The organism is Pseudoxanthomonas taiwanensis, assembly GCF_010093135.1.
In the GTDB taxonomy this organism is placed as follows: domain Bacteria; phylum Pseudomonadota; class Gammaproteobacteria; order Xanthomonadales; family Xanthomonadaceae; genus Pseudoxanthomonas; species Pseudoxanthomonas taiwanensis.
In genome coordinates, this window is the sequence record NZ_PDWK01000025.1 from 1 (window position 1) to 24,231 (window position 24,231).

Sequence of the window (24,231 nt, forward strand, 5' to 3'; positions counted from 1 at the left end):
CTGCTCGCTACATGCATACGGCACGTGATGATACGGTGCGTCTTAGCTGTGTTTTTTTGTTCAAAGCAAAAGACGGCTGACGAGAGTCTCTCGGGTGTCCTGGGATCGGAGAATGAGAAAAGAGACAGTCCCTGTCCCGCCCCGCCGGCCCGGCCGTCGACGCCGTGGACTGGTGCTCCCCCCTGTAGGAGCCCGGTGCGCGGCGGCCTGGCCGACGCATCCGGCGCCGGCGTTCGCCCGCCAAGCCCAGGGCGCCGCACCGGCTGCGGCACGTGCAACGCAGGCTCCGGTCCCTGACTGCCCCGTCCGATCGCCGCTGGCTCCCGGCCGGATCGCCGCCGACGCGCTCCTGCGGGGGATGCCCGGGAGCGGCGGCAGGCTACAATGCGCGGCGATGACCGACACCGCCCCTGTCCCGCTGCTGGCCGCCCGTGGCCTGGCGTTCGCCCGCAACGAGGTGCCGGTGTTCGGCCCGCTGGATTTCGCCGTCGAGGCCGGCGAGGCCCTGCTGGTGCAGGGCGGCAACGGCAGCGGCAAGACCACCCTGCTGCGCGTCCTGGCCGGGCTGCTGCGCGCGGACGCCGGCGGCATCGAGATCGAGGGCCAGCCCGCCGCGCCGGCCTCGCGCGCCCATGCCATCGCCTACCTCGGCCATCTGCCCGCGCTCAAGGGCGAACTGACCGTGGAGGAAAACCTGCGCTTCCTGTGCGGCCTGCACGGCCGGCGACCCGGCCAGACCATCGGCGACGCCCTGGCCATCGTCGGCCTGTCCGGCTACGAGGACGCGCCGGCGCGGCAGCTGTCGGCCGGGCAGAAGAAGCGCGTGGGCCTGGCACGCATGTGGCTGTCGCCGGCGCCGCTGTGGCTGCTGGACGAGCCCTACGCCAACCTCGACCTGGACGGCATCAACCTGGTCAACCGCATGATCCCGGCGCACCTGCGCGCCGGCGGCGCGGCCCTGGTCACCACCCACGGCGCCTACGCCGCCCCGCCGGTGCGCACGCGCCTGCTGGAGCTGGGAGCGGCCGCATGAGCACCCGCCCCGGCCTGCTGCGCGGCGCCCGGGCCCTGCTGCTGCGCGACCTGCGTCTGGTCTGGCGGCGCCGCGGCGACGCCCTGCAGCCGGCGCTGTTCGCGGTGCTGGTGGTGGTGATGTTCGCCCTGGCCCTGGGCGGCGAGAAGCAGGTGCTGCGCGACCACGTCGCCCCGCACGCGATCTGGGTGGCGGTGCTGCTGGCCGGCCTGCTGTCGCTGGACAGCCTGTTCCGCGGCGATGCCGAGGACGGCTCGCTGGAGCAGTGGCTGCTGGCGCCGGTGCCGCTGGCCTGGCTGGTGGCGGTGCGCACCTTCGGCCACTGGCTGACCACCGCCGTGCCGCTGCTGGAGGCGGTGCCGGTGCTGGGCGAGTTCCTGTACCTGCCGCGCGCGCAGTTGCCGCTACTGCTGTTGACCCTGCTGCTGGGCACGCCCACGCTGAGCCTGCTGGGCGCGGTGGTGGCCGCGCTGACCGTGGGCCTGAAGCGTTCGGGCATCCTGGTGGCGCTGCTGGCCCTGCCGCTGTACGTGCCGGTGCTGGTGTTCGGCGCCGGCAGCGTGGCCGCCGCCGCACAGGGCCTGGATCCCAGCGGTTCGCTGCTGCTGATGGCGGCGATGCTGGTGGCTTCGGCGGTGCTGGCGCCGCGGGCCGCGGCGGCGGCGATCCGGATCGCGCGGGGGTGAGACTCAGGTTCCGGAGCGCGCCCCCGCCTGCGCCTTGCGCTGGATCAAGGGCCGCCGCGGCGCGTGCGGCGACAATGCAGGCTGGTGCGGTGTGGCCGCGCGGTGCGCCCACCCGGTCCACCCACGGCCTCCGCCGCCTTCGCTTGGCGCGGGGGACGGAGTCTGAAAAAATGCGCTTTTCCTGCCCGTACAGCCCGACCGGCCGGCGGCCCGCGCCCCCGACCGGCGCCTTCCAGCGAGCAATGTCCTGTCCATGAACCCGGTGATCCGCTGGTTCCACCTCCTCGGCTCGCCGCCGTACTTCGACCGCTTCGCCGCGCGCTGGGCACCGTGGTGCTACCTGGCCGGCGTGCTGCTGATGGCGGTGGGCACGTGGCAGGCGCTGTTTGTGGTGCCGGCCGACTACCAGCAGGGCGACAGCGCCCGCATCCTCTACATCCATGTGCCTTCGGCCTGGATGAGCCTGGCCGTGTACGCGCTGATGGCCGTCTACGCGGGCGTCGCCCTGGTGTGGCGGATCAAGCTGTGCGAGATCCTGGCCATGGCGTGCGCCCCGATCGGCGCGGCCTTCACCGCCATCACCCTGGCCACCGGTTCGATCTGGGGCAAGCCCATGTGGGGCACCTGGTGGGACTGGGACCCGCGCCTGACCACCGAGCTGATCCTGCTGTTCCTGTACCTGGGCGTGATCGGCCTCTACCACGCCGGCGACGACCGCCGCGCCTCGGCCCGGGCCGCCGGCCTGCTGGCCATCGTCGGCGTGGCCCTGCTGCCGGTGATCCGCTACTCGGTCGAGTGGTGGGACTCGCTGCACCAGGGCCAGACCGTGCGCGTGTTCGGCCAGTCCAGCCTGGACCCGAGCATGGCCGCGCCGCTGTGGTGGATGGTGGTCGGCACCAAGTTCTGGTTCGCCGGCTCCCTGCTGGCCCGTGCCCGCGCCGACAACCTGCGCCGCGAGGCCGGGCGCGACTGGGTGCGCAAGCTCGCCGAGGAAAGTGCATGACCTACCTGCCTTACGTGATCGGCGCCTACGCGGTGTTCGCGGTGGTGCTGCTGTGGGACTTCCTGGCGCCGCGGCTGCAGCTGCGGCGCGAACTGCGTGCCGCCCGCCTGCGCGCGGCGCGCGCGCGCAAGCCGGCCGCCACGGCCGGGGAGCTGAGCCGATGAACCCGGTCCGCCGCCGCCGCCTGCTGCTGGTGGCCCTGCTGGTGCTGGCCTCCGGCGCGGTGACCGCGCTGGTGGCCATGGCCCTGCAGCGCAACGTCGCCTATCTCTACACTCCGGCCGAGGTGCTGCGCGGCGAGGCCGGCGAGCGTGCCCGCTTCCGCCTGGGCGGCATGGTCGAGAAGGGCTCCTTCCGCCGCGAGGCCGGCTCGCTGGAATCGCACTTCCGCGTCACCGACGGCGACGCGCAGCTGCCGGTGGTCTACACCGGCATCCTCCCCGACCTGTTCCGCGAGGGCCAGGCGGTGGTGGCCACCGGCCGCATGCAGGACGGCGTGTTCGTCGCCGACACCGTGCTGGCCAAGCACGACGAGACCTACATGCCCAGGGAAGTGGCCGACAAGATGGGCATCGCACACCGCAAGCACGACGTGCAGGTGCCGGCGGAGGACACGCCATGAGGCCCTTCCCGGTGGGCGGCCGGAAGCGGCGCGGGTACGGCCATGCTGCCTGAACTCGGCCAGGTCCTGCTGCTGCTGGCGATGGTGGTGGCCGCGCTGCAGGCGGTGCTGCCGCTGGCCGGCGCCGCGCGCGGCAACGCCGCGTGGATGGCGGTGGCGCGCCCGGCCGCGCACCTGCAACTGCTGCTGCTGGCCGGCGCCTTCGCCATCCTGACCCACGCCTTCGTGGTCCAGGACTTCTCGGTCCGCTACGTGGCGGCCAACTCCAACTCGCTGCTGCCGATGGTCTACCGCTACTCGGCGGTGTGGGGCTCGCACGAGGGGTCGCTGCTGCTGTGGGCGCTGGTGCTGGCACTGTGGACCTCGGCCGTGGCCCTGTTCTCGCGCTCCCTGCCGCCGCCGGTGGTGGCGCGGGTGCTGGGCGTGATGGGCGCGGTGGCGCTGGGCTTCCTCGCCTTCCTGGTGTTCACCTCCAACCCGTTCGAGCGGCTGCTGCCGGCCCCGCCGGAGGGCCGCGACCTCAACCCGCTGCTGCAGGACCCGGGCCTGATCCTGCACCCGCCGATGCTGTACTTCGGCTACGTGGGCTTCGCCGTGCCGTTCGCCTTCGCCATCGCCGCGCTGCTGGACGGCCACATCGACGCGCGCTGGCTGCGCTGGACCCGGCCCTGGACCAACGTGGCCTGGGCGTTCCTGACCCTGGGCATCGCGCTGGGCAGCTGGTGGGCCTACTACGAGCTGGGCTGGGGCGGCTGGTGGTTCTGGGACCCGGTGGAGAACGCCAGCTTCATGCCCTGGCTGGTGGGCGCGGCGCTGATCCACTCGCAGGCGGTGACCGAGAAACGCGGCAGCTTCCCCGGCTGGACCCTGCTGCTGGCCATCGCCGCGTTCTCGCTGTCGCTGCTGGGCACCTTCCTGGTCCGCTCCGGCGTGCTGACCAGCGTGCACGCCTTCGCCTCCGATCCCTCGCGTGGCATGTTCATCCTGGCCTTCCTGGGCACGGTAGTCGGCGCCTCGCTGCTGCTGTATGCGCTGCGCGCCGGCCGCCTGGCCGAGGGCCCGGGCTTCGCCCCGGCCTCGCGCGAGACCCTGCTGCTGGTCAACAACCTGCTGCTGTCCAGCGCCTGCGCCATGGTGCTGCTGGGCACGCTGTACCCGCTGCTGGCCGATGCCCTGGAGCTGGGCAAGATCTCGGTCGGTCCACCCTACTTCGGCCTGCTGTTCTTCGTGCTGATGGTGCCGCTGGTGGTGCTGGTGCCGTTCGGCCCGCTGGCGCGCTGGCAGCGCGAGCAGCCCTCGAGGCTGGTCGCGGCGCTGGTGCCGTGGCTGGGCGTGGCCGCGGGCCTGGGCGTGCTGGCCTGGTTCCGGGCGCCGCAGGGTGCATGGAAGAGCGCGCTGGGCGTGGCCGGCGCGGCGTGGGTGGGCCTGGGCACGCTGCGCTTCGCCTGGGCGCGGCTGCGCAACAGCGGGCGCATGAACGCCGAGACCTGGGGCCTGGTGCTGGCGCACCTGGGCATCGCCGTGTTCCTGGTCGGCGCCCTGCTGGTCGAGGCGCAGAACGTGCAGCGCGAGGTGGCGCTGGCACCGGGCCAGCGCCTGGAGCTGGACCGCTACACCTTCGTGTTCGAGGGCGTGGAGCGCATCCCCGGCCCGAACTACACCGCCGAGCGCGGCAGCGTCCGGCTGCTGCGCGACGGCCGCCCGCTGGCCGTGCTGCATCCTGAGAAGCGCGCCTACGCCAGCGGCGGCCAGGTGATGACCGAGGCGGCGATCCGCCCCGGCCTGGCCGGCGACGTGTACGTGGCCCTGGGCGAGCCGCTGGGCAACGGCAGCTGGGCGGTGCGCGTGCACGTCAAGCCCTTCGTGCGCTGGATCTGGACCGGCGCCCTGCTGATGGCCCTGGGCGGCCTGGGCGCCGCCGCCGACCGCCGCTTCCGCCGACCCACGGAGAAAGCCCCATGACCGCTTCCCAGGAAACCCCGAAGAACGCGCCCCCGCGCCCGGGACTGCCGCCGGTGGCCATCGTCATCGGCGCGCTGTTCTTCATCGGGCTGGTCGGGCTGATGCTGTACGGCGTGCGCCGCTCCGGCGACGCCGGCCGCGACGTGCTGCCCTCGGCGCTGATCGGCAAGCCGGCGCCGGAGTTCTCGCTGCCGGTGCTGCACGATCCCGGCGTCCGCTTCGGCTCGGCCGAGCTGCGCGGCGCGCCCTACGTGCTCAACGTCTGGGGCAGCTGGTGCGCGGCCTGCCGCGAGGAACACCCGGTGCTGACCCGCTTCGCCGAGACCCGGCGCGTGCGCGTGGTCGGCTACAACTGGAAGGACGAGCCGGAGGAGGCGCTGCGCTGGCTGGAGCGGTTCGGCAACCCGTTCTTCGTCGTGGTCGCCGACCAGGAAGGCCGCACCGCGCTGGACTGGGGTGTGGCTGGCGCGCCGGAGACCTTCCTGGTGGACGGCAACGGCATCGTGCGCTGGAAGCACACCGGCCCGCTGACCGACCAGGTCGTGCGCGGCCAGCTGCTGCCCGAGCTGGAACGGGCGGAGCGGGCGCGGTGAGCCGGCCGCTGCGCTCCCTGCTGCTGGCGCTGGCCCTGGCGGCCGGCGCCGGCGTGCACGCGCAGCCGGTGGACGACCCGGCGCCGCTGCAGTTCCACGACGCGGCCGAGGAGGCGCGCTTCCAGCACCTGGCCGGGCAGCTGCGCTGCGTGATGTGCCAGAACCAGTCGCTGGCCGACTCCAACGCGCAGATCGCCCGCGACATGCGCCGCCAGGTGCTGGACCTGATGCGCGAGGGCCGCTCGGACGAGGAGATCAGGCGCTTCCTGGTGGACCGCTACGGCGAGTTCGTGCTGTACCGGCCGCAGGTCGGCTCGCACACCTGGCTGCTGTGGTTCGGCCCGGGCCTGGTGTTGCTGGGCGGCGCCGTGGCGGTGTGGCGGATCGTGCGCCGGCGCGCGGCCAACGCCACCGGCGGGCCGCTGGCCGACGAGGAACTGGACCCGTGAGCGACGCCACCCTGCCCTTCGTGATCGTCGCCGCCCTGCTCAGCGTGGCCGTGCTCGGCCGCGTGCTGTGGCCGGTCTGGCGCGGCCCGCGCTGGCCGCTGGGTGCCGCGGTCGCCTCGCTCTCGGTGGTGGTGCTGGGCCTGTACGTGCTGGTGGGCACGCCACAGGCGCTGCGCGCCCCGGCCGCCGCGGAGGCACCGCGGACCCTGCAGGAGGCGGTGGCGCGGCTGGAGGAGGAGCTGCAGCGCAACCCGGACGCGGCCGAGGGCTGGGCCCTGCTGGGCCGTTCGCGCGCGGCCCTGGGCGACCAGGCCGGCGCCCGCGACGCCTACGCTCGCGCGGTGGCGCTGGCGCCGGACGAGCCGGGTCTGCTGGTGGACGCGGCCGAGGCGCGCGCCCTGGCCGATCCGGAGCGGCGCTTCGACGAACAGGCGCTGGCCTGGCTGCGCCGCGCGCTGGAGCTGCAGCCCGGCCACCAGCGCGCCACCTGGTTCCTCGGCGGGGCCCAGCGCCAGGCCGGCCGGGCCGCCGAGGCCGCCGCGACCTGGGAGCCGCTGCTGGCCACGGTGGACGCGGCCACCGCGCGCAGCCTGCGCGAACAGATCGACGCCGCCCGCGCCGACGCCGGCCTGCCGCCGCTGCAGGCGGAGGCGGCCCCGGCCACCGCGCTGCGGGTGCGGCTGATGGTGCCGGCCGACCTGGCCGCACGCACCGGCGCCCGCGAAGACGCGGCGGTGTTCGTGATCGCGCGCATCCCCGGCGGCCCGCCGATGCCGGTGGCCGTGGAGCGCCATCCGCTGCGCGGCCTGCCGGCGGAGGTGGTGCTGGATGACCGCGACAGCCCCATGCCCACGCAGAAACTGTCGGCGCTGGGCGAGGTCGAGGTGCTGGCGCGGTTGTCGCTCGGCGGCAGCGCCGGGCGCGGCGAGGGCGACATCGAATCGCCCCCCGTGCGGGTGCGGCTGCCGGCGCAGGCACCGGTGGAGCTGCGCCTGGACGCGGCGCGCTGAGCCCGCCCCCGGCGGAACACGGCTTTCCCGCCCCGCGCTGCGGCCGGCGGCGCGATGCCGGTACACTGCGGCGCCTATGGCTACCGTCACGCCTGACGCCGCGCCCGGCGAGTTCATCCCGCCCGGCAGCCGCTTCCACTTCCTGCCGTCCCCGTTCCCGATGAAACGGGGCGGGCAGCTGCTGGGTGCGCGGGTGACCTACGAGACCTGGGGCCGCCTCAACGACGCCCGCGACAACGCGGTGCTGATCGTCACCGGCCTGTCGCCGGACGCCCACGCCGCCTCGCACGCCGACGACCCCACGCCCGGCTGGTGGGAGGCCATGCTCGGTCCCGGCAAGCCGATCGACACCGGCCGCTGGTTCGTGGTCTGCGTCAACTCGCTGGGCAGCTGCAAGGGCTCCACCGGCCCGGCCTCGATCGATCCGGCCACCGGCCAGCCCTACCGCCTGTCGTTCCCGGCCCTGTCGATCGAGGACATCGCCGACGCCGCCGCCGCGGTGGTGCGCGGCCTGGGCATCGAACGGCTGGCCTGCGTGATCGGCAACTCCATGGGCGGCATGACCGCGCTGGCGCTGCTGCTGCGCCACCCGGGCATCGCCCGCGCCCACATCAACATCTCCGGCAGCGCGCGCGCCCTGCCGTTCTCCATCGCGGTGCGCTCGCTGCAGCGCGAGGCCATCCGCCTGGACCCGAACTGGAACGAGGGGCACTACGACGCCGGGCGCTATCCCGAATCGGGCATGCGCATCGCCCGCAAGCTGGGCGTGATCACCTACCGCTCGGCGCTGGAGTGGGACGGCCGCTTCGGCCGCGTGCGCCTGGACTCGGACCGCGCCGACAACGAGCCCTTCGGCCTGGAGTTCGAGGTGGAAAGCTACCTGGAAGGCCACGCGCGCCGCTTCGTGCGCCGCTTCGACCCCAACTGCTACCTGTACCTGAGCCGCTCGATGGACTGGTTCGACCTGGCCGAATACGCCGACGGCGACGTGCTGGCCGGGCTGGCGAAGATCCGGGTCGAGCGCGCCCTGGCCATCGGCGCCAACACCGACATCCTGTTCCCGGTGCAGCAGCAGGAGGAGATCGCCGAGGGCCTGGCCCGCGGCGGCGCGCAGGCGCGCTTCCTGGGCCTGGACTCGCCCCAGGGCCACGACGCCTTCCTGGTCGACTTCGGCCGCTTCGGCCCGGCGGTGCGCGGCTTCCTGGACGAGCTGGCCGGGTAAACGTTTCCACCGAAACGTTTATCTAACATCCGTCCCGGTACCCTGCCGACCCGTCCCAACGGAGCCTGGGCTTGGATTTCCCCGGCAAACAGAAACTGGTCGAGGCGCTGGATGCGGCCGTGCGCCTGCGCGAGAAGACCGCGGTCACCGCCCGGCTGCGCCAGGCCCTGTCCAGGCTGTTCGCCGGCGGCGCGGTGGAGCTGCCGCCGGCGGTGCTGGAGCCGGTGGCCGACCACTACGCGCGCCGCCTGCTGCACCAGAGCCCGGACCTGGGCTACAGCGTCATCGCCATGACCTGGGGGCCCGGCCAGGGCACCCCGATCCACGACCACGACGGTTGCTGGTGCGTGGAAGGCGTCTGGCACGGGCGCCTGGCCATCACCCGCTACGAGCCGCTGGAGCGCGACGGCGACCGCTGGCGCTTCCAGGCCGTGGAGACGCTGGAGGCCGGCCCCGGCTCGGCCGGCAGCCTGATCCCGCCGCACGAATACCACGTCATCCGCAACACCGACCCGGCGGCGGTGGCCGTCTCGCTGCACGTGTACCAGCACCCGCTGCTGCGCTGCCACGTGTTCGTGCCCGAGCCCGGCGCGGACGGCTGGACCCGGCGCGAGCTGCGCGAACTGGCCACCGACCCGGCGCGATAGCCGGTGCCGGCAGGCCCCGGCTATACTTGCCGCGCCGGCCGAAGTGGCGGAACTGGTAGACGCAGCGGACTCAAAATCCGCCGCCCTCAAAGCGTGTGGGTTCGAGTCCCACCTTCGGCACCATCGGCAAGGGCCGGGCCTGTCGCCCGGCCCTTCGCGCATCCGCGCCAAGCCCGGCTCACCGGCACCAGGTCCCGCCACCGCGGCCGCCATCGGCGCAGCCGCAGGAGTCGGCCACATGGCCGTCCCGCTCCGGGCCTGGCCGCCGGCGTGCGGCGTGGATGCAGCGCCAGGTGGCGCGGGCGCCGGCACCCGCGGCCAGCGCCAGGAAACCCGCCGCCACCCACAGCAGCCCGGGCGAGGCCGCCTCCCGCGGCGTGCCTGCGGCCGGCCCCAGCCAGGACAGGCCGGCCCCCAACAGGGCTCCCAGCAGCAGCGACAGCGCCGTTCCATAGGCGCGCAGCAGACGCATCCCGCGCATCACGACCTCCTTCGCCGGCGCAGGCTAGTCGGTCCCGGTCGCAGCCGCTGAGACGTGGCGCTCACGCCGCTCGCGGCAAGCTGCGCGGCGGGGCCCAAGGGAGCGTGCAATGAACGAACTGCCCGAGAGGATCGTCGAGTCGCAGGAGGAGATCGCGCGCCTGGAGGCGCTGTGCCGGGTGCTGGACGATCAGGCGCAGGTGCGCCTGCGCCTGGCCGACGGCAGCTACGTGGACGGCGTGGTGGCGGTGCGCCCGAGCATGCAGACCTTCCGCCTGGACGGGCGCGAAGGCACCAACGCCCTGCTGCGCCTGGAGCCGCTGTCCGGCACCACGCCGCCACGCTACCTGTGGCTGGATGGCGTGGCCGAGGTCATCCGTCTGGGCACGGCCTGAGCGGCCGCCGCGCTCAGGCGCGGCCGGCGCCGATGTCGGCGATCTTGTCCACCAGCTCCGCCACCCGGTAGGGCTTGGCGATGAACGCCACCTGCCCGGGCAGCGGCGGCAGCTGCGAGCGCGGATGGCCCGAGGCCAGCACCACACGGATGCCGGGCCGCAGCGCCAGCGCCTCCTGGGCCAGTTCCACGCCGGAGACGCCGTGCGGCATCACCACGTCGCTGAAGACCACGTCCACCGGCCCCTCGCCGCGCAACACGCGCAAGGCCTCGGCGCCGCCGCCGGCCACGGTGACCCGGAAACCGGCCAGTTCCAGCGCCTCGGCCACCACGTCGCGCAGCAGCAGGTCGTCGTCCACGAACAGCACATGGGTCTGCGATGCACTCACGCCCTTTCCTCCCCTTCCGGCGCCGCGTACGGCAGGCACAGCTCCACCCGGGTTCCGCCGCCGGGCCGGCTGGTGATGACCATGCGGCCGCCCGACTGGCACACGAAGCCGTGCACCTGGCTCAGGCCCAGGCCGCTGCCCTTGCCCACGTCCTTGGTGGTGAAGAACGGATCCATCGCCCGCTCGGCCACCTCCGGCGCCATGCCGATGCCGGTGTCGCTGACCGCCACGCGCACCTCGCGGCCGCGGCCGGCGCCCTCGGCGCCCGACACCACGCTGGACTCCGCTTCCGCGCCGGCCGCGGCCGCACCGGCCACATGGGCGTCGGGACCGGCAATCCCTGTCGTGACCACGATGGTGCCGCCGCCTTCCATGGCATCGCGCGCGTTGAGCACCAGGTTGAGCAGCGCGGCCTCGAGCTGGCAGGCGTCCACCACCACCGGTAGCTCGCCCGGGGCCAGCCGGTACTCGATGCGGATGGTCTCGTCGCAGGCGCGGCGCAGCCGCGTGGCCGAGCGCCGCAGCTGCGCGTTCACGTCCAGCCGCTCCGGCGCCAGCGCCTGCCCGCGCGAGAACGACAGCAGCTGGCGGGTCAGCAGCGAGGCATGGTCGGCGGCGCGGTGGGCCGGCTGCAGCAGCTCGCGGCGGCGCTGCGGATCGTCGCCGAAGCGCCCGACCAGGTCCAGGCTGTTGACGATCACCGTCATCAGGTTGTTGAAGTCGTGCGCCAGGCCCGCGGTCAGGCGCGCCATCGCCTCCAGGCGCTGGCTGCGCGCCCGCGCCTCGCGCGAGCGCTCCAGCTGCTGCTGGGCGATGCGGCGCTCGGTGATGTCGCGGGTGACCTTGGCGAAGCCGACCAGCCGGCCGTCGCGGTGGATCGCGTCCACCACCACGCTGGCCCAGAAGCGCGAGCCGTCCTTGCGCACGCGCCAGCCCTCGGCGGTGTGCCGCCCCTCGCGCGCGGCCTCCTCCAGCGTGCGCTGCGGCAGGCCGCCGGCGCGGTCCTCGGGCGTGTAGAAGCGTGAGAAGTGCTGGCCGATGATCTCGCTGGCGGTGTAGCCCTTGATGCGCTGCCCGCCCGGATTCCAGCTCACCACGCAACCGTCGCGGTCGAGCATGTAGATGGCGTAGTCGGTTACGCTCTCGACCAGCAGCCGGAACTGGTCATAGTCGGCGATGGCCCCGCCGCTCCAGACGGGCTGTGGTCGTCCCTGCATGGACTGGATCCCCCGGGGTGATTGCAGGAATTGGAGGATTTTGGCGGCCGGCACCGTGAAGGCAGCGTTGTGGAAGCCTGTCGGTCTGCGGTTTCACGCGCGGTTGCCGGCCGCGGCCACAGGCTGGCCTTCCCCGCATTCCGGTGAGCGCATGCGCCAGGCCCTGCTGATCGTGGACATGATCAACCGCTTCGATTTCGAGGGCGGCGCGGCGCTGCTGCGCGCCACGCGGCCGGTGGCGCCGCGCATCGGCGCGCTGGCCCGCCGCTTCCGCGCCGCGAGCGCGCCGGTGGTCTACGGCAACGACAACTTCCTGGACTGGCGCGGCGGTTTCGCCGACCTGGTGGCCAGCTGCGCCGGCGAAGGCGTGGGCGGCGCGGAGATCGTGCGCCACGTGCTGCCGGAGGCGCGCGACCGCTTCGTGCTCAAGCCCCGCCACTCCGGGTTCCTCGATTCGCCGCTGGAGCTGCTGCTGCGCCAGCTGCGGGTGCGCCGGGTGGTGGTCACCGGCATCGCCGCCGATTCCTGCATCCTGATCACCGCGCACGACGCGCACATGCGCCAGCTGCAGGTGCAGGTGCCGCGCGACTGCGTGGCGGCGCAGACCGTCGCGCGCCGCGACCGTGCGCTGGCGCTGATGCGGGATGCCTTCGGGATCGACGTGCGCGGAGCGCGCACGGTGCGTCTTGTCGCGGATGCGGCCGGCCGCGGCCGCGGTGCCGGCGCCGGGAGGCGCCGGCGGAATCAGGCCACGCCGTAGTGGCGCGCCACGTCCCGGGCGAGCAGCCGCTCGGCCAGCTGTTCGAGCGCCATCACCCGCACCGTGCCCACCTGGGGCAGGCGCAGCAGGCGCTCGACGTAGATCTCGCGTCCCTGCTCGGTTTCCAGCATGCACCGGGTGAACCCGTGCGGGACCACGCCGCGGGACCCGTCCTTGCTCCCGCCGACATACAACACGATGGACATTTCGGCCGTACCTCTTACTGCCTTGTACCGTTTCCGGTCGATGCGCACAGTGTGCCGGCAGGCACGTTAGTTCTCCGTGCAACCAAAGTTAGAGGCGGTGTGTTGCCGCAAGCGGTACGGGCGGTTGCGGCAAGGTGAACGCGTCGTTCAGGCGCGCGCCCACGGCCACCAGCCGCGGCCGTGCATGGCGTAGCGGTCGGCCGCGCGCTCGAACGGATTGCGCACCGACACGCCGCCGCACAGCAGGTACAGCGGCACGAACAGCGGTCCCAGCACCATGTACTGGTAGACGTGCGCGCGCTCGTGGTCGCCCAGGCGCACGGCGGGATGGCGGCAGCGGCCGGCGCGGTGCTCGTAGGTGGCACAGCGCGCCTCCAGGTCCGGGCCGGTGGCCAGGATCACGTTGCCCAGGGTGAGCGCCCCGCCCGGGCCCCACGGACACCGGGCGAACAGCAGCGCGCATTCCCCGCGCGCCAGGCGCGGCCGCGCGCCCAACGGCACCAGGACCAGGCCGGCCAGCAGGCCCGCCAGCGTCCACGGCAGGGCCCAGAGCATCCCGGCCGCCAGTGCCAGCGCGCGCAGCCGCCTGCGCACCGGGCTCAGTCCGATTCGTTGGGCATCAGCAGCCACAGGATCAGGTAGACCAGGATGCCCGGGAACGCCGCCGAGGCGATGGACACGACCACGTAGAGGATGCGCAGCAGGGTCGAGTTCCAGCCGAAGCGGCGGGCGATGCCGCCGATGACGCCGGCGATCATGCGGTCGTTGAGCGAACGTGCCAGACCGGTATTCGGGGTTGCGCTCATGGCCGACTCCACGGGAAACCTGGCCCGAGTCTAGCGCTGCCCCGCGTCCACGCGCAGTTGATGCAGGCGTTCGCGCAGCCATTCACCCGCCGACCGTTCAGGCTGGCCCGGGCAGGCCGCGCCACGGGCGCCCGGTGGGGCTGCCGCGGCTGCCGGCCTGTCCGATGAAGTCCCCGGCGCTGCCGTGCAGGCCACGGCACCACGCATGCGGTACTGGGCACCGGAGGCCGGTCGCGTGCGGCGCTGGCGCCCTATCTGGCCGCCAGCCAGCCGTGGATCGCCGCCGGCACCTCGCGCTGGGCGCGGCTGGAGACGTAGATGCCGATGTGGCCGCCGCGGAAGCCCAGCTCGGTGTAGTCGCGCGTACCGACCAGGTCGCGCAGTGCGCGCGAGGCCGCCGGCGGCACCAGGTGGTCCTGTTCGGCGTAGACGTTCAGCACCGGCATGTCGATGAAGCCCAGGTCCACCGCCTGGCCGCCGATGCGCGCGGTGCGGTTGACGAAGGCGTTGCCCTGGTAGAACTGCTTGACGAAGTCGCGGAACGCCTCGCCCACCTGGTCGGGCGAGTCGAAGATCCACTTCTCCATGCGCAGGAAGTCCTCCACCGCCTTCGCGTCGCCCAGCGCGTCCACCAGGCCCACGTACTTCTGCAGGTTCAGGCGGAACGGCTTGAGCATCAGGTAGCTGGCGTTCATCAGGTCCGCCGGCACGTTGCCCAAGGCGTCCACGAACAGGTCCACATCCAGCCCGCGCACCCAGTTGGAGAGCATGTTGTCCGGGGTGTGGAAGTCCACCGGCGTGACCATGGTCACCAGGTTGCGCACCTTCCCCGGATGCAGCGCGCTGTAGCACAGCGACAGCGCCCCGCCCTGGCACACACCCAGCAGGTTGACCGGGCCGCCGTGCAGGCCCGCCAGGTGGTCCACGGCGCCGTCGATGTAGCGGTTGATGTAGTCGTCCAGGGTCAGGAAGCGGTCCGAGCGGTCCGGATAGCCCCAGTCCAGCACGTACACGTCCACGCCCAGCGCCAGCAGGCCGCGCACCAGCGAGCGGTCCGCCTGCAGGTCCACCATGTAGGGCCGGTTGACCAGCGCGTAGACGATCAGCAGCGGCGGGCCGGACACCGGCCCCTCGGCGGCGAAGCGGTACAGCACCACCTTGCCGTCGCGCCAGACCTCCTGGCGCGGGGTGGCGCCATAGTCCACCTGGCCGACCTGCGCCAGCACGCGCGCGCCCTCGGCCAGGCGCTGCTGGAACTCCCAGGCCTCGCGCGCCAGCGCGACCGGATCCAGGCGCAGCGGACCGCTCACCGGGCACGTCCTCCGCGCCCGCGCGGCGCGGCCTTGGCCGCGGCCCGGGCGCCGGGCTGCTTCGTGGCAGCGGCCCTGGACACGGCCTTCTTCGCGGTGGCGGCCTTCTTCGCCGGCGCGGACTTGCGCGCGGCGGGCTTCTTCGTGGCGGCAGGCCGTTTCGCGGCGGCCCTGCTGCCGGCCGGCGCCGCGGGGGCCGCGGAGCTTGCCCGGCCGTCACCGCCGGCGTGGCGGCCGGCGCGCATGGCACGTTCCAGCTCGGCCACCTTGCGGTGCACCGCGTCCAGCTCGCTGCGCCCGGGCAGGCCCAGCAGCGCGCCCAGCAGCTCCACCTCGCGCTGCAGGCCCAGGCGCAGGCGCATCTGCGCGTTGGTCATGGCGGCGAAGGCCTGGCCGAACTCCGGGGTCAGGGCCAGTTCGGCCCAGGCGTCCTCGGCCGCGTCGATCCACAGGTCGAACAGGGCGCGGGCCGATTCCAGCGGGGTACCGGTCTCCTCGCGCTCGGCCAGGCGCCGCTCGAACAGCTCGAAGGCGCGCTGCCCGGCGCGCTCCAGGTGTCCGGCGAAGTCCTGGCTGCGCTGCTCCCATTCCTGCCAGGCGCGGGCCAGCGCCTGCAGGCGCTCCTGGTGCTCGCGCGCCGGGCCGAAGGCCGGCTGCCGCAACCAGTGCTCCTGCTGCTCGCGCAGCGGGCGCAGCAGGCCTTCCAGCAGCGGGCGCACCTGGCGCAGCCAGTCGCCGGACAGGCCCGGCAGGCCGCGCAGCATGGCGAACGGATCGGCGGCCTCGCCGCCCAGCGCCTCGCGCCAGGCCTGGGCGATCTCGGCCGGGCTGCCGCCCCCGGCGAACCGGGCGGCCAGGCGCTGCATGCGCCCGTACCAGTCCAAGGCGGCCAGGTCCGGCCCCTGCCGGTCAACGCCGGCCAGCCCGCTCCAGGTTTCCCAGTACTGCCGCAGCAGCGACTCCAGGTCGCCGGCGGCCTTCGCCTCGGCCATGTGCCCTCCGTATTGCGCCGATCTTAGCAGCGGGCGCGGGCCGCGGCGCGGGCACCGGGCACGGTCAGGGCTTGGGGATGCGCAGGGTCTTGCTGATCATCAGCGAGCCGGACAGGGCGAACAGCAGCACCAGCGGGTGCAGCTGCCAGGGACCGAGCTGCCACTGCCCCCACCACAGCTCCGGGCCGATGGCCCCGCGCGCGGCGGCCACGGCCAGCACCACCACCAGCAGCAGGCTGGTCGGGATGGGCGTGCCCTCGAAGTACCTGACCTTGTCGCCACCGCCGGACAGGGCCTCGGCGGTGACGTTGTAGCGGGCCAGGCGGCTGACCCCGCAGCCGACGAAGTAGCTCAGCACCAGCCAGTCCCAGCCGCCCTGCATGCCGCAGGCGTAGGCCAGCGCGGCCGGGGCCACGCCGAAGGAGATCACGTCGGCCAGCGAGTCCAGCTCCCGGCCCAGGGTGGAGGCGGACTTGCGCCAGCGCGCCACCCGCCCGTCCAGGGCGTCGAACACGAACGCGGCCGGGATCAGCGCCATGCCCAGCAGCAGGTCGGCCGTCCGCCCCTCCTGCAGGAAGCGCATGGCCGCGAAGATGGCCCCGGTGCCGCAGAAGGCGTTGGCCAGGGTGAACCAGTCGGCCAGCTGGAACTCGCGCAGCATGGAGAAGTGGCGGCTCATGCAGGCACCCGTGTGGAGGACGGGTGCCAGCATAAGCCCGCCGCCGTCGAGACGCCGCGCAGGTCGCCGCGGCCGACGCTCACGGCATCGGCAGCTGCGCCGCCTCCACCGCGCCCAGGCCGCGGCCGCTGGCCGGGATCAGCGCGTCCTCCGGCAGCGGCGCCCTGCCGTCCAGGTAGGCCTCCACCCGGTCCAGCGCGGCGTACACGTACGGCAGCATCGGCGCGTGGCGTGCCCCATAGGCCGGGAAGGCGAGGAAGGCGTCGAAGTGCTCGCCGCTGCGCCCCTGCCAGTAGCGCACCTGGTCGCGGCCGGCGGCACGGGCCATGGCCACGTAGGGCGCACTGGTGAAGACCGGCGGGATCAGGCCGTCGTCGGTGCCGTGCACCACCAGCACCGGCAGGCCGGGACGCGGCGCCGCGGCACGGGTGGCGGCGATGCCGGCGCGCACGCGCCCAGCGTCGGCGCCCTGCCCGTCGTACAGTGCGCGCAGGCACTGCAGGCCCGGCAGGGTGAAGTCCGGCGGCGCGACCTTGCTATCCACCAGCCCCACGCCGTTGCCCGGCGGGATGCCGGCGGCGTCGGCCCACCACGCGTTGCGCTCGTCGGCGGTCGCCGCGCGCGGGGTGAAGTCCGGGTTCTGCGCGGCGAAGGCGAAGCCGCAGGGATGCTCGCCGATGCCGTAGCGGCCGTAGGCCGAGGCGTAGGTCACCGCCACCGAGCGCCACAGGTCGAAGCCCACGCTCGGCACGCCGGCGCGGATGGCCTCGTCGGTCCAGCCGTTGGCACGCAGCCTGTCGTAGGCCGAGCGCGCCTGCGCCGCGGTGTCCGCGCCCTCGACCAGGCCGGCCGCGGCCGCGCTGGCGCAGCGGGCCTGCCACAGCGGCTCGACCTGGGCGCGCAGCGGCGGCTGCGGCAGCTCGTCGGCGGGCACGTGCAGCAGCGCGCAGGGCTGCAGCAGCGCGGCCTCGGTGGCGAAGTCGTACAGCGGGCGGCCGCCGTGGCCTTCCACGTACACGTTCGGCTCGCCGGCCACCACCGCGTCCAGCCAGTCGCCCTCCAGCTCGGCCGCGCGCAGCACCGCGCCGCCGCCGTTGGAGATGCCCACCGCGATCACCCGGGTGTCGGCGAAGGTGAACGGCGCGGCATGCGGGAAGGCACGGCCCAGCACGTCGAGGGCGAACTCGGCGGCCTGCTTGACGTGGCGGCCCCAGTCGGCCTCCGGGTTGTCGCCCGAGTGCGCGTGCTTGAAGGCCACGCCGGTGGCGCCTTCCGGCAGCTCCGGGGCGAAGGCCAGGTCGCCACCGCCGTCCAGCGGCGCGGTGGTGCCGTCCAGGCGCACGCCGGTGCGCGCGTCCAGGTCCACGTAGTCGGAGCCGGCGCCCTTGTCGGTGTAGGCCACCGCGCAGCCGCGCGGCAGCGCCCACGGCGCGGCCACGGCGATGGCGCCGTACACGCCGCGCGAGCCGGAGGCAGGCGCCACCACCACGCAGCGGCGCTGCAGGTCGAAGGCGTCGGGGACCTGCACCAGCACGCGGTGCGGATGTCTGGCGCCCGGCAGCCTCGCCAGCGCCGAGTACTCGCGCCCCGGCACCGCCTGCACGCTGCCGTACAGGCTGCCGTAGCCGCCGCCGGGCGAGAGGTCGGCGATGCCGCGCCAGCTGCTCCAGATGGCGCGGCGGCGCAGTTCGGCCGGCGTCGGGTTGGTCGGATCGGCCCAGGCCGGCGGCGCCATCGCGCGCAGCCCGTCCAGGCCCAGGCCGGCGGTGAGCAGGTCGTCGCCATCGCGGTGCTCGGTGACCCGCGGCTCGACGGCGGCCGCGCCGCTGGCAGCGGTGGAACGCTCGGGGGTGCTGCCGCAGGCGGCCAGGACGGCGGCGGACAGCAGCAGGATCGGCAGGCGTGGCATCGGCAGGCAACCTTTCTCGGAAATGCACGCACGCTACCGGCGGCGCGCGCGCGCGTCATCGTACTTTGGTACCAGCCGGCCCCACCGCGGCTTGCGCTAAGCTGCCGGCGCTTCCAGCCAACACGGGTCCTTCCATGCGCAGCATCCTCATCACCGGCGCGGCCAGCGGCATCGGCGCGGGCATCGCCCTCGAGCTGGGCCGGGCCGGCCACCACATCATCGTCAGCGACCTCAATCCCGACGCCGCCGGCGAGGTGGCGCGGCAGATCCGCGAGGCCGGCGGCTCGGCCGAGGCCGTGGCCCTGGACGTGACCTCCGACGAGAGCGTGGCCGCGGCGCTGGCCGCGATCTCGCGCCCGGTCGAGGTGCTGGTCAACAACGCCGGCCTGCAGCACGTGGCGCGCCTGGAGGAGTTCCCGATGGCCAGGTGGGACTTCCTGGTGCAGGTGATGCTCACCGGCGTGGCGCGGTTGACCCGCGCGGTGCTGCCGGGCATGCGCGAGCGCGGATTCGGCCGCATCGTCAACATCGGCAGCATCCACTCGCTGGTGGCCAGCCCGTTCAAGAGCGCCTACGTGGCCGCCAAGCACGGCCTGGTCGGCTTCTCCAAGGTGATCGCGCTGGAGACGGCCGACACCGACATCACCATCAACACCATCTGCCCCAGCTACGTGAAGACCCCGCTGGTGGACAGCCAGATCGCCGACCAGGCGCGCACCCGCGGCATCTCCGAGGCCGAGGTGGTCTCGCAGGTGATGCTCAAACCCATGCCCAAGGGTGTGTTCATCGGCTTCGACGAGCTGGCCGGCGTCACCGCCTTCCTGATCTCGCCGGCGGCGCGCAACATGACCGGCCAGACCCTGGTGCTGGACGGCGGCTGGACCGTGCAGTAAGCCGTACGGCGCCCTCCTCCGCTCCCGCACCGGCCATGCCCACCCTGTTGATCGCCGACGACCATCCGCTGTTCCGGGCCGCGCTGCGCGCGGCCGCGGCCGACGCGGTGGCGCAGCTGCGTGTGCTGGAGGCCGACTCGCTGGACGGCGTGCTGGCCGCGCTGGAGGAGCACCCGGACGTGGACCTGGTGCTGCTGGACCTGCACATGCCCGGCAACCACGGCCTGGCCGGGCTGGCCGCGATCCGCGCCCAGTTCCCGGCGGTGGCGGTGGTGGTGGTGTCGGCCAACGACGACCCGCGTGTGGTGCGCCGCGCGCTCGACCACGGTGCCGCCGGCTACCTGCCCAAGAGCTCGGGCCTGGAGGAGCTGCGCGAGGCCATCCGCAGCGTGCTGGCCTGCGAGCAGTGGCTGCCGGCCTCGCTGCGCGCGGCGGTGGCGCGCGCGCAGTCCTCGCCGCACGACCGCGAGCTGGCCGCGCGCCTGGCCAGCCTCTCGCCGCAGCAGTTCCGCGTGCTCCCCCTGGTGGCGCAGGGTCTGCTCAACAAGCAGATCGCCGACCGCCTGCAGGTGCAGGAGCGCACGGTCAAGGCGCACCTGTCGGCGATCTTCGAGCGCCTGGGCGTGCGCAACCGCACCCAGGCCGGCGTGGTGCTGCGCGAGCTGGAACTCAGCGACCCCAGCCGGCAGCTGGAAGGCTGATCCGTGGAACATCGCCGGCGCGCCCGGCGTCCCGCGCGGGACTGGCGAAATTTTCGCCAACCCACTTGACTGGCCCGCCGCGCAAGGCGTGCGCGCGGTTATCCACATCTTTGTCCGCCAGCCATCCACACCGGGTGTGGAAAACGGCGGCCCCGCCCCTCCCGGCGCTGGCGAATTTTTCGCCACCCCTCTTGACAGCATTGCCGCGCAAGGCGGCCGCGCGGTTATCCACACGCTTTTCCCGGCGCTTTCCACATCCGGTGTGGAAATCCTCGCGCGGCGTGGAACATCGCCTTACAGGCGGGACCAGTGCCAGGACACCATGCGCCCGTCGCGGTACGGCATCACGCCGTGGAAGGGGCGCGGGTCGCCGTCGAACACCAGCGGCAGGAAGTGGCGGTCGCCGTCCCACAGCGGCAGCTCGAGGATGCGCTCCACCGGCACCCACTCCAGGGTGCCTTCCGGGTTGGACCGCAGCGGTTCGCCCTCCCAGCCGTCGATCACGAACACGAAGCCCAGCCAGTCCTCGCCGTTCCTGCCGAAACCGGGCCAGCTGATGGTGCCGCGCAGCTGCATGGAGGTGCACTCGATGCCGGCCTCCTCGCGGATCTCGCGGCGCATGCCGGCCAGCACGTCCTCGTCGCGCTCGATCTTGCCGCCCAGGCCGTTGTACTTGCCCAGGTGCTGGTCGCCCGGGCGGGCGTTGCGGTGGATCATCAGAACCTGGCGGCGGTCCGGCGAGAGCACGTAGCCGAGGGTGGCGACGATGGGCGTGTACGGCATGGCGCGCTGCCTTGCGGTGCGGAAGCGGCGATTCTAGCCGTGCTCCGGCCGCCGCCCCGCGTGCCGGTCCTCACAGGCGCGAGGCGGCCAGCAGGCGGTCGAGCACGGACTTCAGCGCCAGCGGGCGCACCGGTTTGGACAGCAGGGTCAGGTCGGCCTCGCGCACCGCCCGGCGCACGCCCTCGCCGGCGTCGGCCGACAGCACCAGGCAGGGTGCGCCGCCGAAGCGTCCGGCCAGGCGTGCGGCCAGGGCCACACCGGTGTCGCCATCGTCCAGGTGGTAGTCCAGCAGCCACAGGTCGGCCGCGCCCCCGGCCAGCGCCGCCTCCGCCTGGGCCCCGCCGGCGGCGCGCAACACCTGGCAGCCCCAGCCTTCCAGCAGCTGCGCCAGCGCCGCCAGCGCGTCCGGATCGTTGTCCACCACCAGCAGGCGGCGGCCGGCCAGGCCGTGGCCGCCGGCCGGCACCGGCGCGGCGGCGGCCGGCGCGGCGACCTGCGCCACCTCCACCACGAACACCGAGCCGCGCCCGGGCGTGCTGCGCACCGACAGCGGCGCCTCCAGCAGGCGGGCGATGCGGTCGGCGATGGACAGGCCCAGGCCCAGGCCCTGCCCCGGCGCGCCCTCGCCGCGGCGGAACTCCTCGAAGATGGCCTGGCGCGCGGCCTCGGGGATGCCCGGCCCGGTATCGTGCACCTCAATGCGCAGGCGGCCGCCGTGGCGGCGCACGCCCAGCACCACCCGGCCGCTGGCGGTGTAGCGCACGGCGTTGGCCAGGAAGGTCTGCAGCACCCGGCGCAGCAGCTGCGGGTCGGTGTGGGTCCAGGCGCGGGTGCCGTGGAAGGACAGGCGCAGCCCGCGGTCGGCAGCCAGCGCGCGGAACTGCTCGGCCAGCGGCGCCAGCACCTCGTCCAGCGGGAAGGCACGCGGCGCCGGCACCAGGCCGCCGGCCTCCAGGCGCGACATGTCCAGCAACCCGCTCAGCAGGTCGGGGGTCGAATCCAGCGCGCCGCCGAGCTGGCGCAGGGTCTCGCGCGGGCCGCGGCCGATCCCGGCGTCCTCCAGCTGCTGCGACAGCGAGTCCACGAACAGCTGCGCCGCGTGCAGCGGCTGCAGCAGGTCGTGGCCGATCGCCGCCAGGAAGCGGCTCTTGGCATCGTTGGCGTGCTCGGCCTCGCGCTTGGCCGTCTCCAGCAGCGCGGTGCGCTCGGCCACGCGCTGCTCCAGGGTCTCGTTGGCGCGCTTGAGCGCCCGCTCGGCCTGGCGGAACGCGGTCACGTCGGTGAAGGTGGCGACGAAGCCGCCGCCCGGCATGGGGTTGCCGCGGATCTCGACGATGCTGCCGTCCGGGAACACGCGTTCGGTCAGGTGCGGGGTGCCGGCGCGCATGAACGCCAGGCGCCGCTCCACCGCCCGCTCCAGCGCGCGGCCGTCGGCCGGGGCGGCGTCCCCGGCGCGCAGCGGCATGCGCTGCAGCGACCAGCGGGTCAGGTCGGCGATCGGCCGGCCGACCTGGAGCAGCTCCTCGGGGAAGCCGAACAGCTCGGCGTAGCGCCGGTTCCAGGCCACCAGGCGGTGGTCGCGGTCGATCACACTGATGCCCTGGCTCATGTTCTGCAGCGCCGCCTGCAGCACCTGCTGGTTGAAGCGCAGGTCCTGCGAGGCCTCGCCGACGATGGCCGCGACCGTCTCCAGGTCGGAGCTCTCGCGCCGCGCCGCGTCCAGCAGCAGGCGCGCCGAGGCCGCGCCCAGTACCGCCGACAGCTCGCGCTCCAGGCGCGCCTCGACCTGCGCCGGCACCGGCCCCTCGCGCGGCGCGTCGGCCAGCAGCGCCTCCACCCGCTCCCACGGCAGGAAGCGGCGGCCGGCGTCACGCAGGGCGTCGGCATCGAGGTGGCGGCTGGCGCGGCGCGGGGCCTCGCGCCGCCAGGCCATGGCCAGCAGGGGGGCCAGGGTGCCCATGAACAGGCTGGCGCCGACCGCGCGGCCCAGCGGGCTCCAGCCGGTCAGGCCGAACAGCGCGCCGGGCGCCAGCCAGCGCTGGCCGAACGGCCCGTCCTCCAGCCACGGCGCCTGCCAGCCGGCGGCGGCAGCCACGGTGGGGGTCAGCAGCACCCAGGCCCAGGTCAGGAACCCCGCCACAACGCCGGCGATGGCCGCGCGCGGCGGGGTCTGCGGCCGCCACACGGCAAAGCCCAGCACCGGCACCAGGGTGGCCAGCGCCGAAAACGACACCGCACCCACGTCCGCCAGGGTCTCGCTGCCGGCGACCAGGCGGCTGTAGGCCCAGGCCAGCAGCATGATCGCGGCGATGCCGGCGCGGCGCAGGCGCAGCAGGTCGCCGCGGCGGTCGCCGTCGCCGCCGCGCGACCAGGCACCGCGCAGCAGGCCCGGGGCGAACCAATGGTTGCCGATCATCAGGCTCAGGGTCAGGGTGCTGACCACCACCATGCCGGTGGCCGCGCTCAGGCCACCGAGGAAGGCGAACAACGCCAGCCCGCCCTGCCCATGCGCCAGCGGCAGGGCCAGCGCGTACATGTCCGAAGGCACGGCGTCGCCCAGCAGGGCGCGGCCGGCATGGGCCAGCGGCAGGGTCGGCGCGGCGATGGCCAGCAGGTACAGCGGGAACAGCCAGCGCGCGGAGCGCCCGTGGCGCCCGGCGCGGCACTCGACCACGCCGACGTGGAACTGGCGCGGCAGCACGACCATGGCCAGCGCGCCCAGCAGCACCAGCGGCATGAAACCGCCGGCCGGCGGCTCCGGCGGTGGCGCCGGCACCTCCGGCAGCGACCCCAGCCCGAACCAGACGAAGGCGCCCAGCGCCAGCATCGCCGCCAGCTTGAACAGCGACTCGAAGGCCATGGCCAGGACCAGGCCGCGGTTGTGCTCGGCCGCCGAGGCGCGGCGGGTGCCGAACAGCATGGCGAACGGGGCCATGGCCAGGGCCACGTACGGGGCGCCGTCGCGCCAGGGCGGCCCCGCCCCGGCCATGCCCGGGACCAGGGTGGCCAGGCTCATGGTCACCGCCTTCAGCTGCAGGGCGATGTACGGCACCAGGCCCAGCGCCGCGACCAGGGTGACGCTGGCGGCCAGCCAGGCGTCCTTGCCCAGGCGGGTGGCGATCAGGTCGGCCAGCGAGGTGGCGTTGGTCTCGCGGGCCAGGCGCACCAGCCGGACCATGAAGCCCACGGCCAGCGCGTAGAACAGGATGGCGCCGACGAAGGTCGGCGGCAGCGGCCAGCCGTAGCGGTCGGCCTGGGTGACCGTGCCGTAGAAGGTCCAGGACGTGCAGGGCACCGCCAGCGACAGCGCGTAGACGTGGCGCCAGCCGCCGGCCAGCAGCGCCGGCCGGCGCTCGGCGTACAGCGCGGTGCCGAACATCAGCCCCAGCCACACCAGCGCGGCCAGGCCCACCACCCAGATGCTCAGCATCCCCCGTTCCCCGACACCCGCCCGTCCTCCGGCCCCTCGCCGGTCCCGAGCATAG

General features: G+C 74.0%; 27 protein-coding genes and 1 tRNA gene. 16 read left to right on the forward strand and 12 right to left on the reverse strand.

The genetic code is table 11. The annotated features are described in order from the left end of the window. The first annotated feature begins 394 nt into the window (after window positions 1–394). From ccmA to CR938_RS06700, 12 genes are all read left to right on the forward strand, one after another. Window positions 395–1,033 carry a heme ABC exporter ATP-binding protein CcmA gene (gene ccmA, locus CR938_RS06645; RefSeq protein ID WP_162124251.1) on the forward strand — a complete coding sequence of 213 codons (639 nt, stop codon included), beginning with the start codon at window positions 395–397 and terminating at the stop codon, window positions 1,031–1,033. Further along, the gene (ccmB, locus tag CR938_RS06650) at window positions 1,030–1,719 is read left to right on the forward strand and encodes a heme exporter protein CcmB (RefSeq protein ID WP_162124252.1); all 690 of its coding nucleotides are present in this window, start codon (window positions 1,030–1,032) and stop codon (window positions 1,717–1,719) included. Before ccmA ends, ccmB begins: the two co-directional genes overlap by 4 nt. Window positions 1,720–1,972: 253 nt before the next feature. Further along, a complete protein-coding gene (locus CR938_RS06655; RefSeq protein WP_162124253.1) occupies window positions 1,973–2,722 on the forward strand; it encodes a heme ABC transporter permease in 750 nt (249 codons plus the stop codon). Continuing rightward, window positions 2,719–2,886: a heme exporter protein CcmD gene (ccmD, locus tag CR938_RS06660; RefSeq protein ID WP_162124254.1), complete on the forward strand. Its 168-nt coding sequence runs from the start codon at window positions 2,719–2,721 to the stop codon at window positions 2,884–2,886. Before CR938_RS06655 ends, ccmD begins: the two co-directional genes overlap by 4 nt. Next, window positions 2,883–3,344 (forward strand): cytochrome c maturation protein CcmE, encoded by a 462-nt coding sequence (gene ccmE, locus CR938_RS06665; RefSeq protein WP_162124255.1) that lies wholly within the window; start codon window positions 2,883–2,885, stop codon window positions 3,342–3,344. The genes ccmD and ccmE overlap by 4 nt, the downstream gene beginning before the upstream one ends. A gap of 42 nt (window positions 3,345–3,386) precedes the next feature. Continuing rightward, window positions 3,387–5,306, forward strand: coding sequence for a heme lyase CcmF/NrfE family subunit (locus CR938_RS06670; RefSeq protein WP_162124256.1), 1,920 nt, complete (start codon window positions 3,387–3,389; stop codon window positions 5,304–5,306). After that, window positions 5,303–5,899 (forward strand): DsbE family thiol:disulfide interchange protein, encoded by a 597-nt coding sequence (locus tag CR938_RS06675; protein WP_162124257.1) that lies wholly within the window; start codon window positions 5,303–5,305, stop codon window positions 5,897–5,899. The genes CR938_RS06670 and CR938_RS06675 overlap by 4 nt, the downstream gene beginning before the upstream one ends. Continuing rightward, window positions 5,896–6,348, forward strand: coding sequence for a cytochrome c-type biogenesis protein (locus tag CR938_RS06680; protein ID WP_162124258.1), 453 nt, complete (start codon window positions 5,896–5,898; stop codon window positions 6,346–6,348). Before CR938_RS06675 ends, CR938_RS06680 begins: the two co-directional genes overlap by 4 nt. Beyond that, entirely contained in the window at window positions 6,345–7,358 is a 1,014-nt protein-coding gene (locus tag CR938_RS06685) for a tetratricopeptide repeat protein (RefSeq protein WP_246190997.1), read from the forward strand. Before CR938_RS06680 ends, CR938_RS06685 begins: the two co-directional genes overlap by 4 nt. A gap of 76 nt (window positions 7,359–7,434) precedes the next feature. Beyond that, the gene (metX, locus tag CR938_RS06690; RefSeq protein WP_162124259.1) at window positions 7,435–8,580 is read left to right on the forward strand and encodes a homoserine O-acetyltransferase MetX; all 1,146 of its coding nucleotides are present in this window, start codon (window positions 7,435–7,437) and stop codon (window positions 8,578–8,580) included. Between the two features lie 65 nt (window positions 8,581–8,645). Then, window positions 8,646–9,227, forward strand: a complete 582-nt coding sequence (locus CR938_RS06695; protein ID WP_162124288.1) for a cysteine dioxygenase family protein — start codon at window positions 8,646–8,648, stop codon at window positions 9,225–9,227. Between the two features lie 37 nt (window positions 9,228–9,264). Further along, window positions 9,265–9,350 (forward strand) — tRNA-Leu (locus tag CR938_RS06700). 55 nt (window positions 9,351–9,405) lie between these two features. Here CR938_RS06700 and CR938_RS06705 read toward each other — a convergent pair. Continuing rightward, on the reverse strand, window positions 9,406–9,708 hold the full coding sequence (locus tag CR938_RS06705) for a hypothetical protein (RefSeq protein WP_162124260.1): 303 nt from the start codon (window positions 9,706–9,708) through the stop codon (window positions 9,406–9,408). 109 nt (window positions 9,709–9,817) lie between these two features. On the opposite strand from CR938_RS06705, the gene CR938_RS06710 reads away from it, so the two are divergent. Next, window positions 9,818–10,102 carry a DUF3247 family protein gene (locus CR938_RS06710; protein WP_162124261.1) on the forward strand — a complete coding sequence of 95 codons (285 nt, stop codon included), beginning with the start codon at window positions 9,818–9,820 and terminating at the stop codon, window positions 10,100–10,102. A gap of 13 nt (window positions 10,103–10,115) precedes the next feature. Here CR938_RS06710 and CR938_RS06715 read toward each other — a convergent pair whose 3' ends face one another. Continuing rightward, a complete protein-coding gene (locus CR938_RS06715; RefSeq protein WP_246190998.1) occupies window positions 10,116–10,490 on the reverse strand; it encodes a response regulator in 375 nt (124 codons plus the stop codon). After that, window positions 10,487–11,707 (reverse strand): two-component system sensor histidine kinase NtrB, encoded by a 1,221-nt coding sequence (locus CR938_RS06720; RefSeq protein ID WP_162124262.1) that lies wholly within the window; start codon window positions 11,705–11,707, stop codon window positions 10,487–10,489. Before CR938_RS06720 ends, CR938_RS06715 begins: the two co-directional genes overlap by 4 nt. A 151-nt stretch (window positions 11,708–11,858) precedes the next feature. On the opposite strand from CR938_RS06720, the gene CR938_RS06725 reads away from it, so the two are divergent. Beyond that, window positions 11,859–12,467, forward strand: a complete 609-nt coding sequence (locus tag CR938_RS06725; RefSeq protein WP_162124263.1) for a cysteine hydrolase family protein — start codon at window positions 11,859–11,861, stop codon at window positions 12,465–12,467. On the opposite strand, the gene CR938_RS06730 is transcribed toward CR938_RS06725, so the two are convergent. The 7 genes from CR938_RS06730 to CR938_RS06760 form a co-directional block, all read right to left on the reverse strand. Continuing rightward, complete coding sequence (locus CR938_RS06730; protein ID WP_162124264.1) at window positions 12,452–12,673, reverse strand: hypothetical protein; 222 nt, start codon at window positions 12,671–12,673, stop codon at window positions 12,452–12,454. The genes CR938_RS06725 and CR938_RS06730 overlap by 16 nt on opposite strands. A 147-nt stretch (window positions 12,674–12,820) precedes the next feature. Beyond that, window positions 12,821–13,228 carry a hypothetical protein gene (locus CR938_RS06735; RefSeq protein ID WP_162124290.1) on the reverse strand — a complete coding sequence of 136 codons (408 nt, stop codon included), beginning with the start codon at window positions 13,226–13,228 and terminating at the stop codon, window positions 12,821–12,823. A 44-nt stretch (window positions 13,229–13,272) separates the two neighbouring features. Next, window positions 13,273–13,479, reverse strand: a complete 207-nt coding sequence (locus CR938_RS06740; protein WP_162124265.1) for a PspC domain-containing protein — start codon at window positions 13,477–13,479, stop codon at window positions 13,273–13,275. Window positions 13,480–13,730: 251 nt separating this feature from the next. Further along, on the reverse strand, window positions 13,731–14,777 hold the full coding sequence (phaC, locus tag CR938_RS06745; RefSeq protein WP_425502422.1) for a class III poly(R)-hydroxyalkanoic acid synthase subunit PhaC: 1,047 nt from the start codon (window positions 14,775–14,777) through the stop codon (window positions 13,731–13,733). An 8-nt stretch (window positions 14,778–14,785) separates the two neighbouring features. Beyond that, a complete protein-coding gene (locus tag CR938_RS06750; RefSeq protein WP_162124267.1) occupies window positions 14,786–15,781 on the reverse strand; it encodes a poly(R)-hydroxyalkanoic acid synthase subunit PhaE in 996 nt (331 codons plus the stop codon). 64 nt (window positions 15,782–15,845) lie between these two features. Beyond that, on the reverse strand, window positions 15,846–16,460 hold the full coding sequence (locus CR938_RS06755) for a CDP-alcohol phosphatidyltransferase family protein (protein ID WP_162124268.1): 615 nt from the start codon (window positions 16,458–16,460) through the stop codon (window positions 15,846–15,848). Window positions 16,461–16,539: 79 nt separating this feature from the next. Then, window positions 16,540–18,369 carry a 3-hydroxybutyrate oligomer hydrolase family protein gene (locus tag CR938_RS06760; RefSeq protein ID WP_162124269.1) on the reverse strand — a complete coding sequence of 610 codons (1,830 nt, stop codon included), beginning with the start codon at window positions 18,367–18,369 and terminating at the stop codon, window positions 16,540–16,542. A 134-nt stretch (window positions 18,370–18,503) separates the two neighbouring features. On the opposite strand from CR938_RS06760, the gene CR938_RS06765 reads away from it, so the two are divergent. Next, window positions 18,504–19,262, forward strand: a complete 759-nt coding sequence (locus tag CR938_RS06765) for a 3-hydroxybutyrate dehydrogenase (RefSeq protein ID WP_162124270.1) — start codon at window positions 18,504–18,506, stop codon at window positions 19,260–19,262. Window positions 19,263–19,297: 35 nt separating this feature from the next. Next, window positions 19,298–19,963: a response regulator gene (locus CR938_RS06770; protein ID WP_162124271.1), complete on the forward strand. Its 666-nt coding sequence runs from the start codon at window positions 19,298–19,300 to the stop codon at window positions 19,961–19,963. Window positions 19,964–20,257: 294 nt separating this feature from the next. Here CR938_RS06770 and CR938_RS06775 read toward each other — a convergent pair whose 3' ends face one another. Together CR938_RS06775 and CR938_RS06780 are read right to left on the reverse strand one after the other, a co-directional pair. Continuing rightward, window positions 20,258–20,746 (reverse strand): NUDIX hydrolase, encoded by a 489-nt coding sequence (locus tag CR938_RS06775; RefSeq protein ID WP_162124272.1) that lies wholly within the window; start codon window positions 20,744–20,746, stop codon window positions 20,258–20,260. Window positions 20,747–20,816: 70 nt separating this feature from the next. After that, on the reverse strand, window positions 20,817–24,176 hold the full coding sequence (locus CR938_RS06780; protein WP_162124273.1) for a hybrid sensor histidine kinase/response regulator: 3,360 nt from the start codon (window positions 24,174–24,176) through the stop codon (window positions 20,817–20,819). Window positions 24,177–24,231: the final 55 nt, after the last annotated feature.

Bases quoted from the DNA above. Each gene is read 5' to 3' on its own strand.
- CR938_RS06730 (WP_162124264.1), bottom strand. From the start codon at position 12,673: ATGTCCATCGTGTTGTATGTCGGCGGGAGCAAGGACGGGTCCCGCGGC.
- CR938_RS06705 (WP_162124260.1), bottom strand. From the start codon at position 9,708: ATGCGCGGGATGCGTCTGCTGCGCGCCTATGGAACGGCGCTGTCGCTG.
- CR938_RS06655 (WP_162124253.1), top strand. From the start codon at position 1,973: ATGAACCCGGTGATCCGCTGGTTCCACCTCCTCGGCTCGCCGCCGTAC.
- CR938_RS06770 (WP_162124271.1), top strand. From the start codon at position 19,298: ATGCCCACCCTGTTGATCGCCGACGACCATCCGCTGTTCCGGGCCGCG.
- ccmB (WP_162124252.1), top strand. From the start codon at position 1,030: ATGAGCACCCGCCCCGGCCTGCTGCGCGGCGCCCGGGCCCTGCTGCTG.
- CR938_RS06765 (WP_162124270.1), top strand. From the start codon at position 18,504: ATGCGCAGCATCCTCATCACCGGCGCGGCCAGCGGCATCGGCGCGGGC.
- CR938_RS06760 (WP_162124269.1), bottom strand. From the start codon at position 18,369: ATGCCACGCCTGCCGATCCTGCTGCTGTCCGCCGCCGTCCTGGCCGCC.
- CR938_RS06755 (WP_162124268.1), bottom strand. From the start codon at position 16,460: ATGAGCCGCCACTTCTCCATGCTGCGCGAGTTCCAGCTGGCCGACTGG.
- CR938_RS06750 (WP_162124267.1), bottom strand. From the start codon at position 15,781: ATGGCCGAGGCGAAGGCCGCCGGCGACCTGGAGTCGCTGCTGCGGCAG.
- ccmE (WP_162124255.1), top strand. From the start codon at position 2,883: ATGAACCCGGTCCGCCGCCGCCGCCTGCTGCTGGTGGCCCTGCTGGTG.
- CR938_RS06735 (WP_162124290.1), bottom strand. From the start codon at position 13,228: ATGCTCTGGGCCCTGCCGTGGACGCTGGCGGGCCTGCTGGCCGGCCTG.
- ccmA (WP_162124251.1), top strand. From the start codon at position 395: ATGACCGACACCGCCCCTGTCCCGCTGCTGGCCGCCCGTGGCCTGGCG.
- ccmD (WP_162124254.1), top strand. From the start codon at position 2,719: ATGACCTACCTGCCTTACGTGATCGGCGCCTACGCGGTGTTCGCGGTG.
- CR938_RS06710 (WP_162124261.1), top strand. From the start codon at position 9,818: ATGAACGAACTGCCCGAGAGGATCGTCGAGTCGCAGGAGGAGATCGCG.
- CR938_RS06780 (WP_162124273.1), bottom strand. From the start codon at position 24,176: ATGCTGAGCATCTGGGTGGTGGGCCTGGCCGCGCTGGTGTGGCTGGGG.
- metX (WP_162124259.1), top strand. From the start codon at position 7,435: ATGGCTACCGTCACGCCTGACGCCGCGCCCGGCGAGTTCATCCCGCCC.
- CR938_RS06670 (WP_162124256.1), top strand. From the start codon at position 3,387: ATGCTGCCTGAACTCGGCCAGGTCCTGCTGCTGCTGGCGATGGTGGTG.
- CR938_RS06775 (WP_162124272.1), bottom strand. From the start codon at position 20,746: ATGCCGTACACGCCCATCGTCGCCACCCTCGGCTACGTGCTCTCGCCG.
- CR938_RS06720 (WP_162124262.1), bottom strand. From the start codon at position 11,707: ATGCAGGGACGACCACAGCCCGTCTGGAGCGGCGGGGCCATCGCCGAC.
- CR938_RS06675 (WP_162124257.1), top strand. From the start codon at position 5,303: ATGACCGCTTCCCAGGAAACCCCGAAGAACGCGCCCCCGCGCCCGGGA.
- CR938_RS06740 (WP_162124265.1), bottom strand. From the start codon at position 13,479: ATGAGCGCAACCCCGAATACCGGTCTGGCACGTTCGCTCAACGACCGC.
- CR938_RS06725 (WP_162124263.1), top strand. From the start codon at position 11,859: ATGCGCCAGGCCCTGCTGATCGTGGACATGATCAACCGCTTCGATTTC.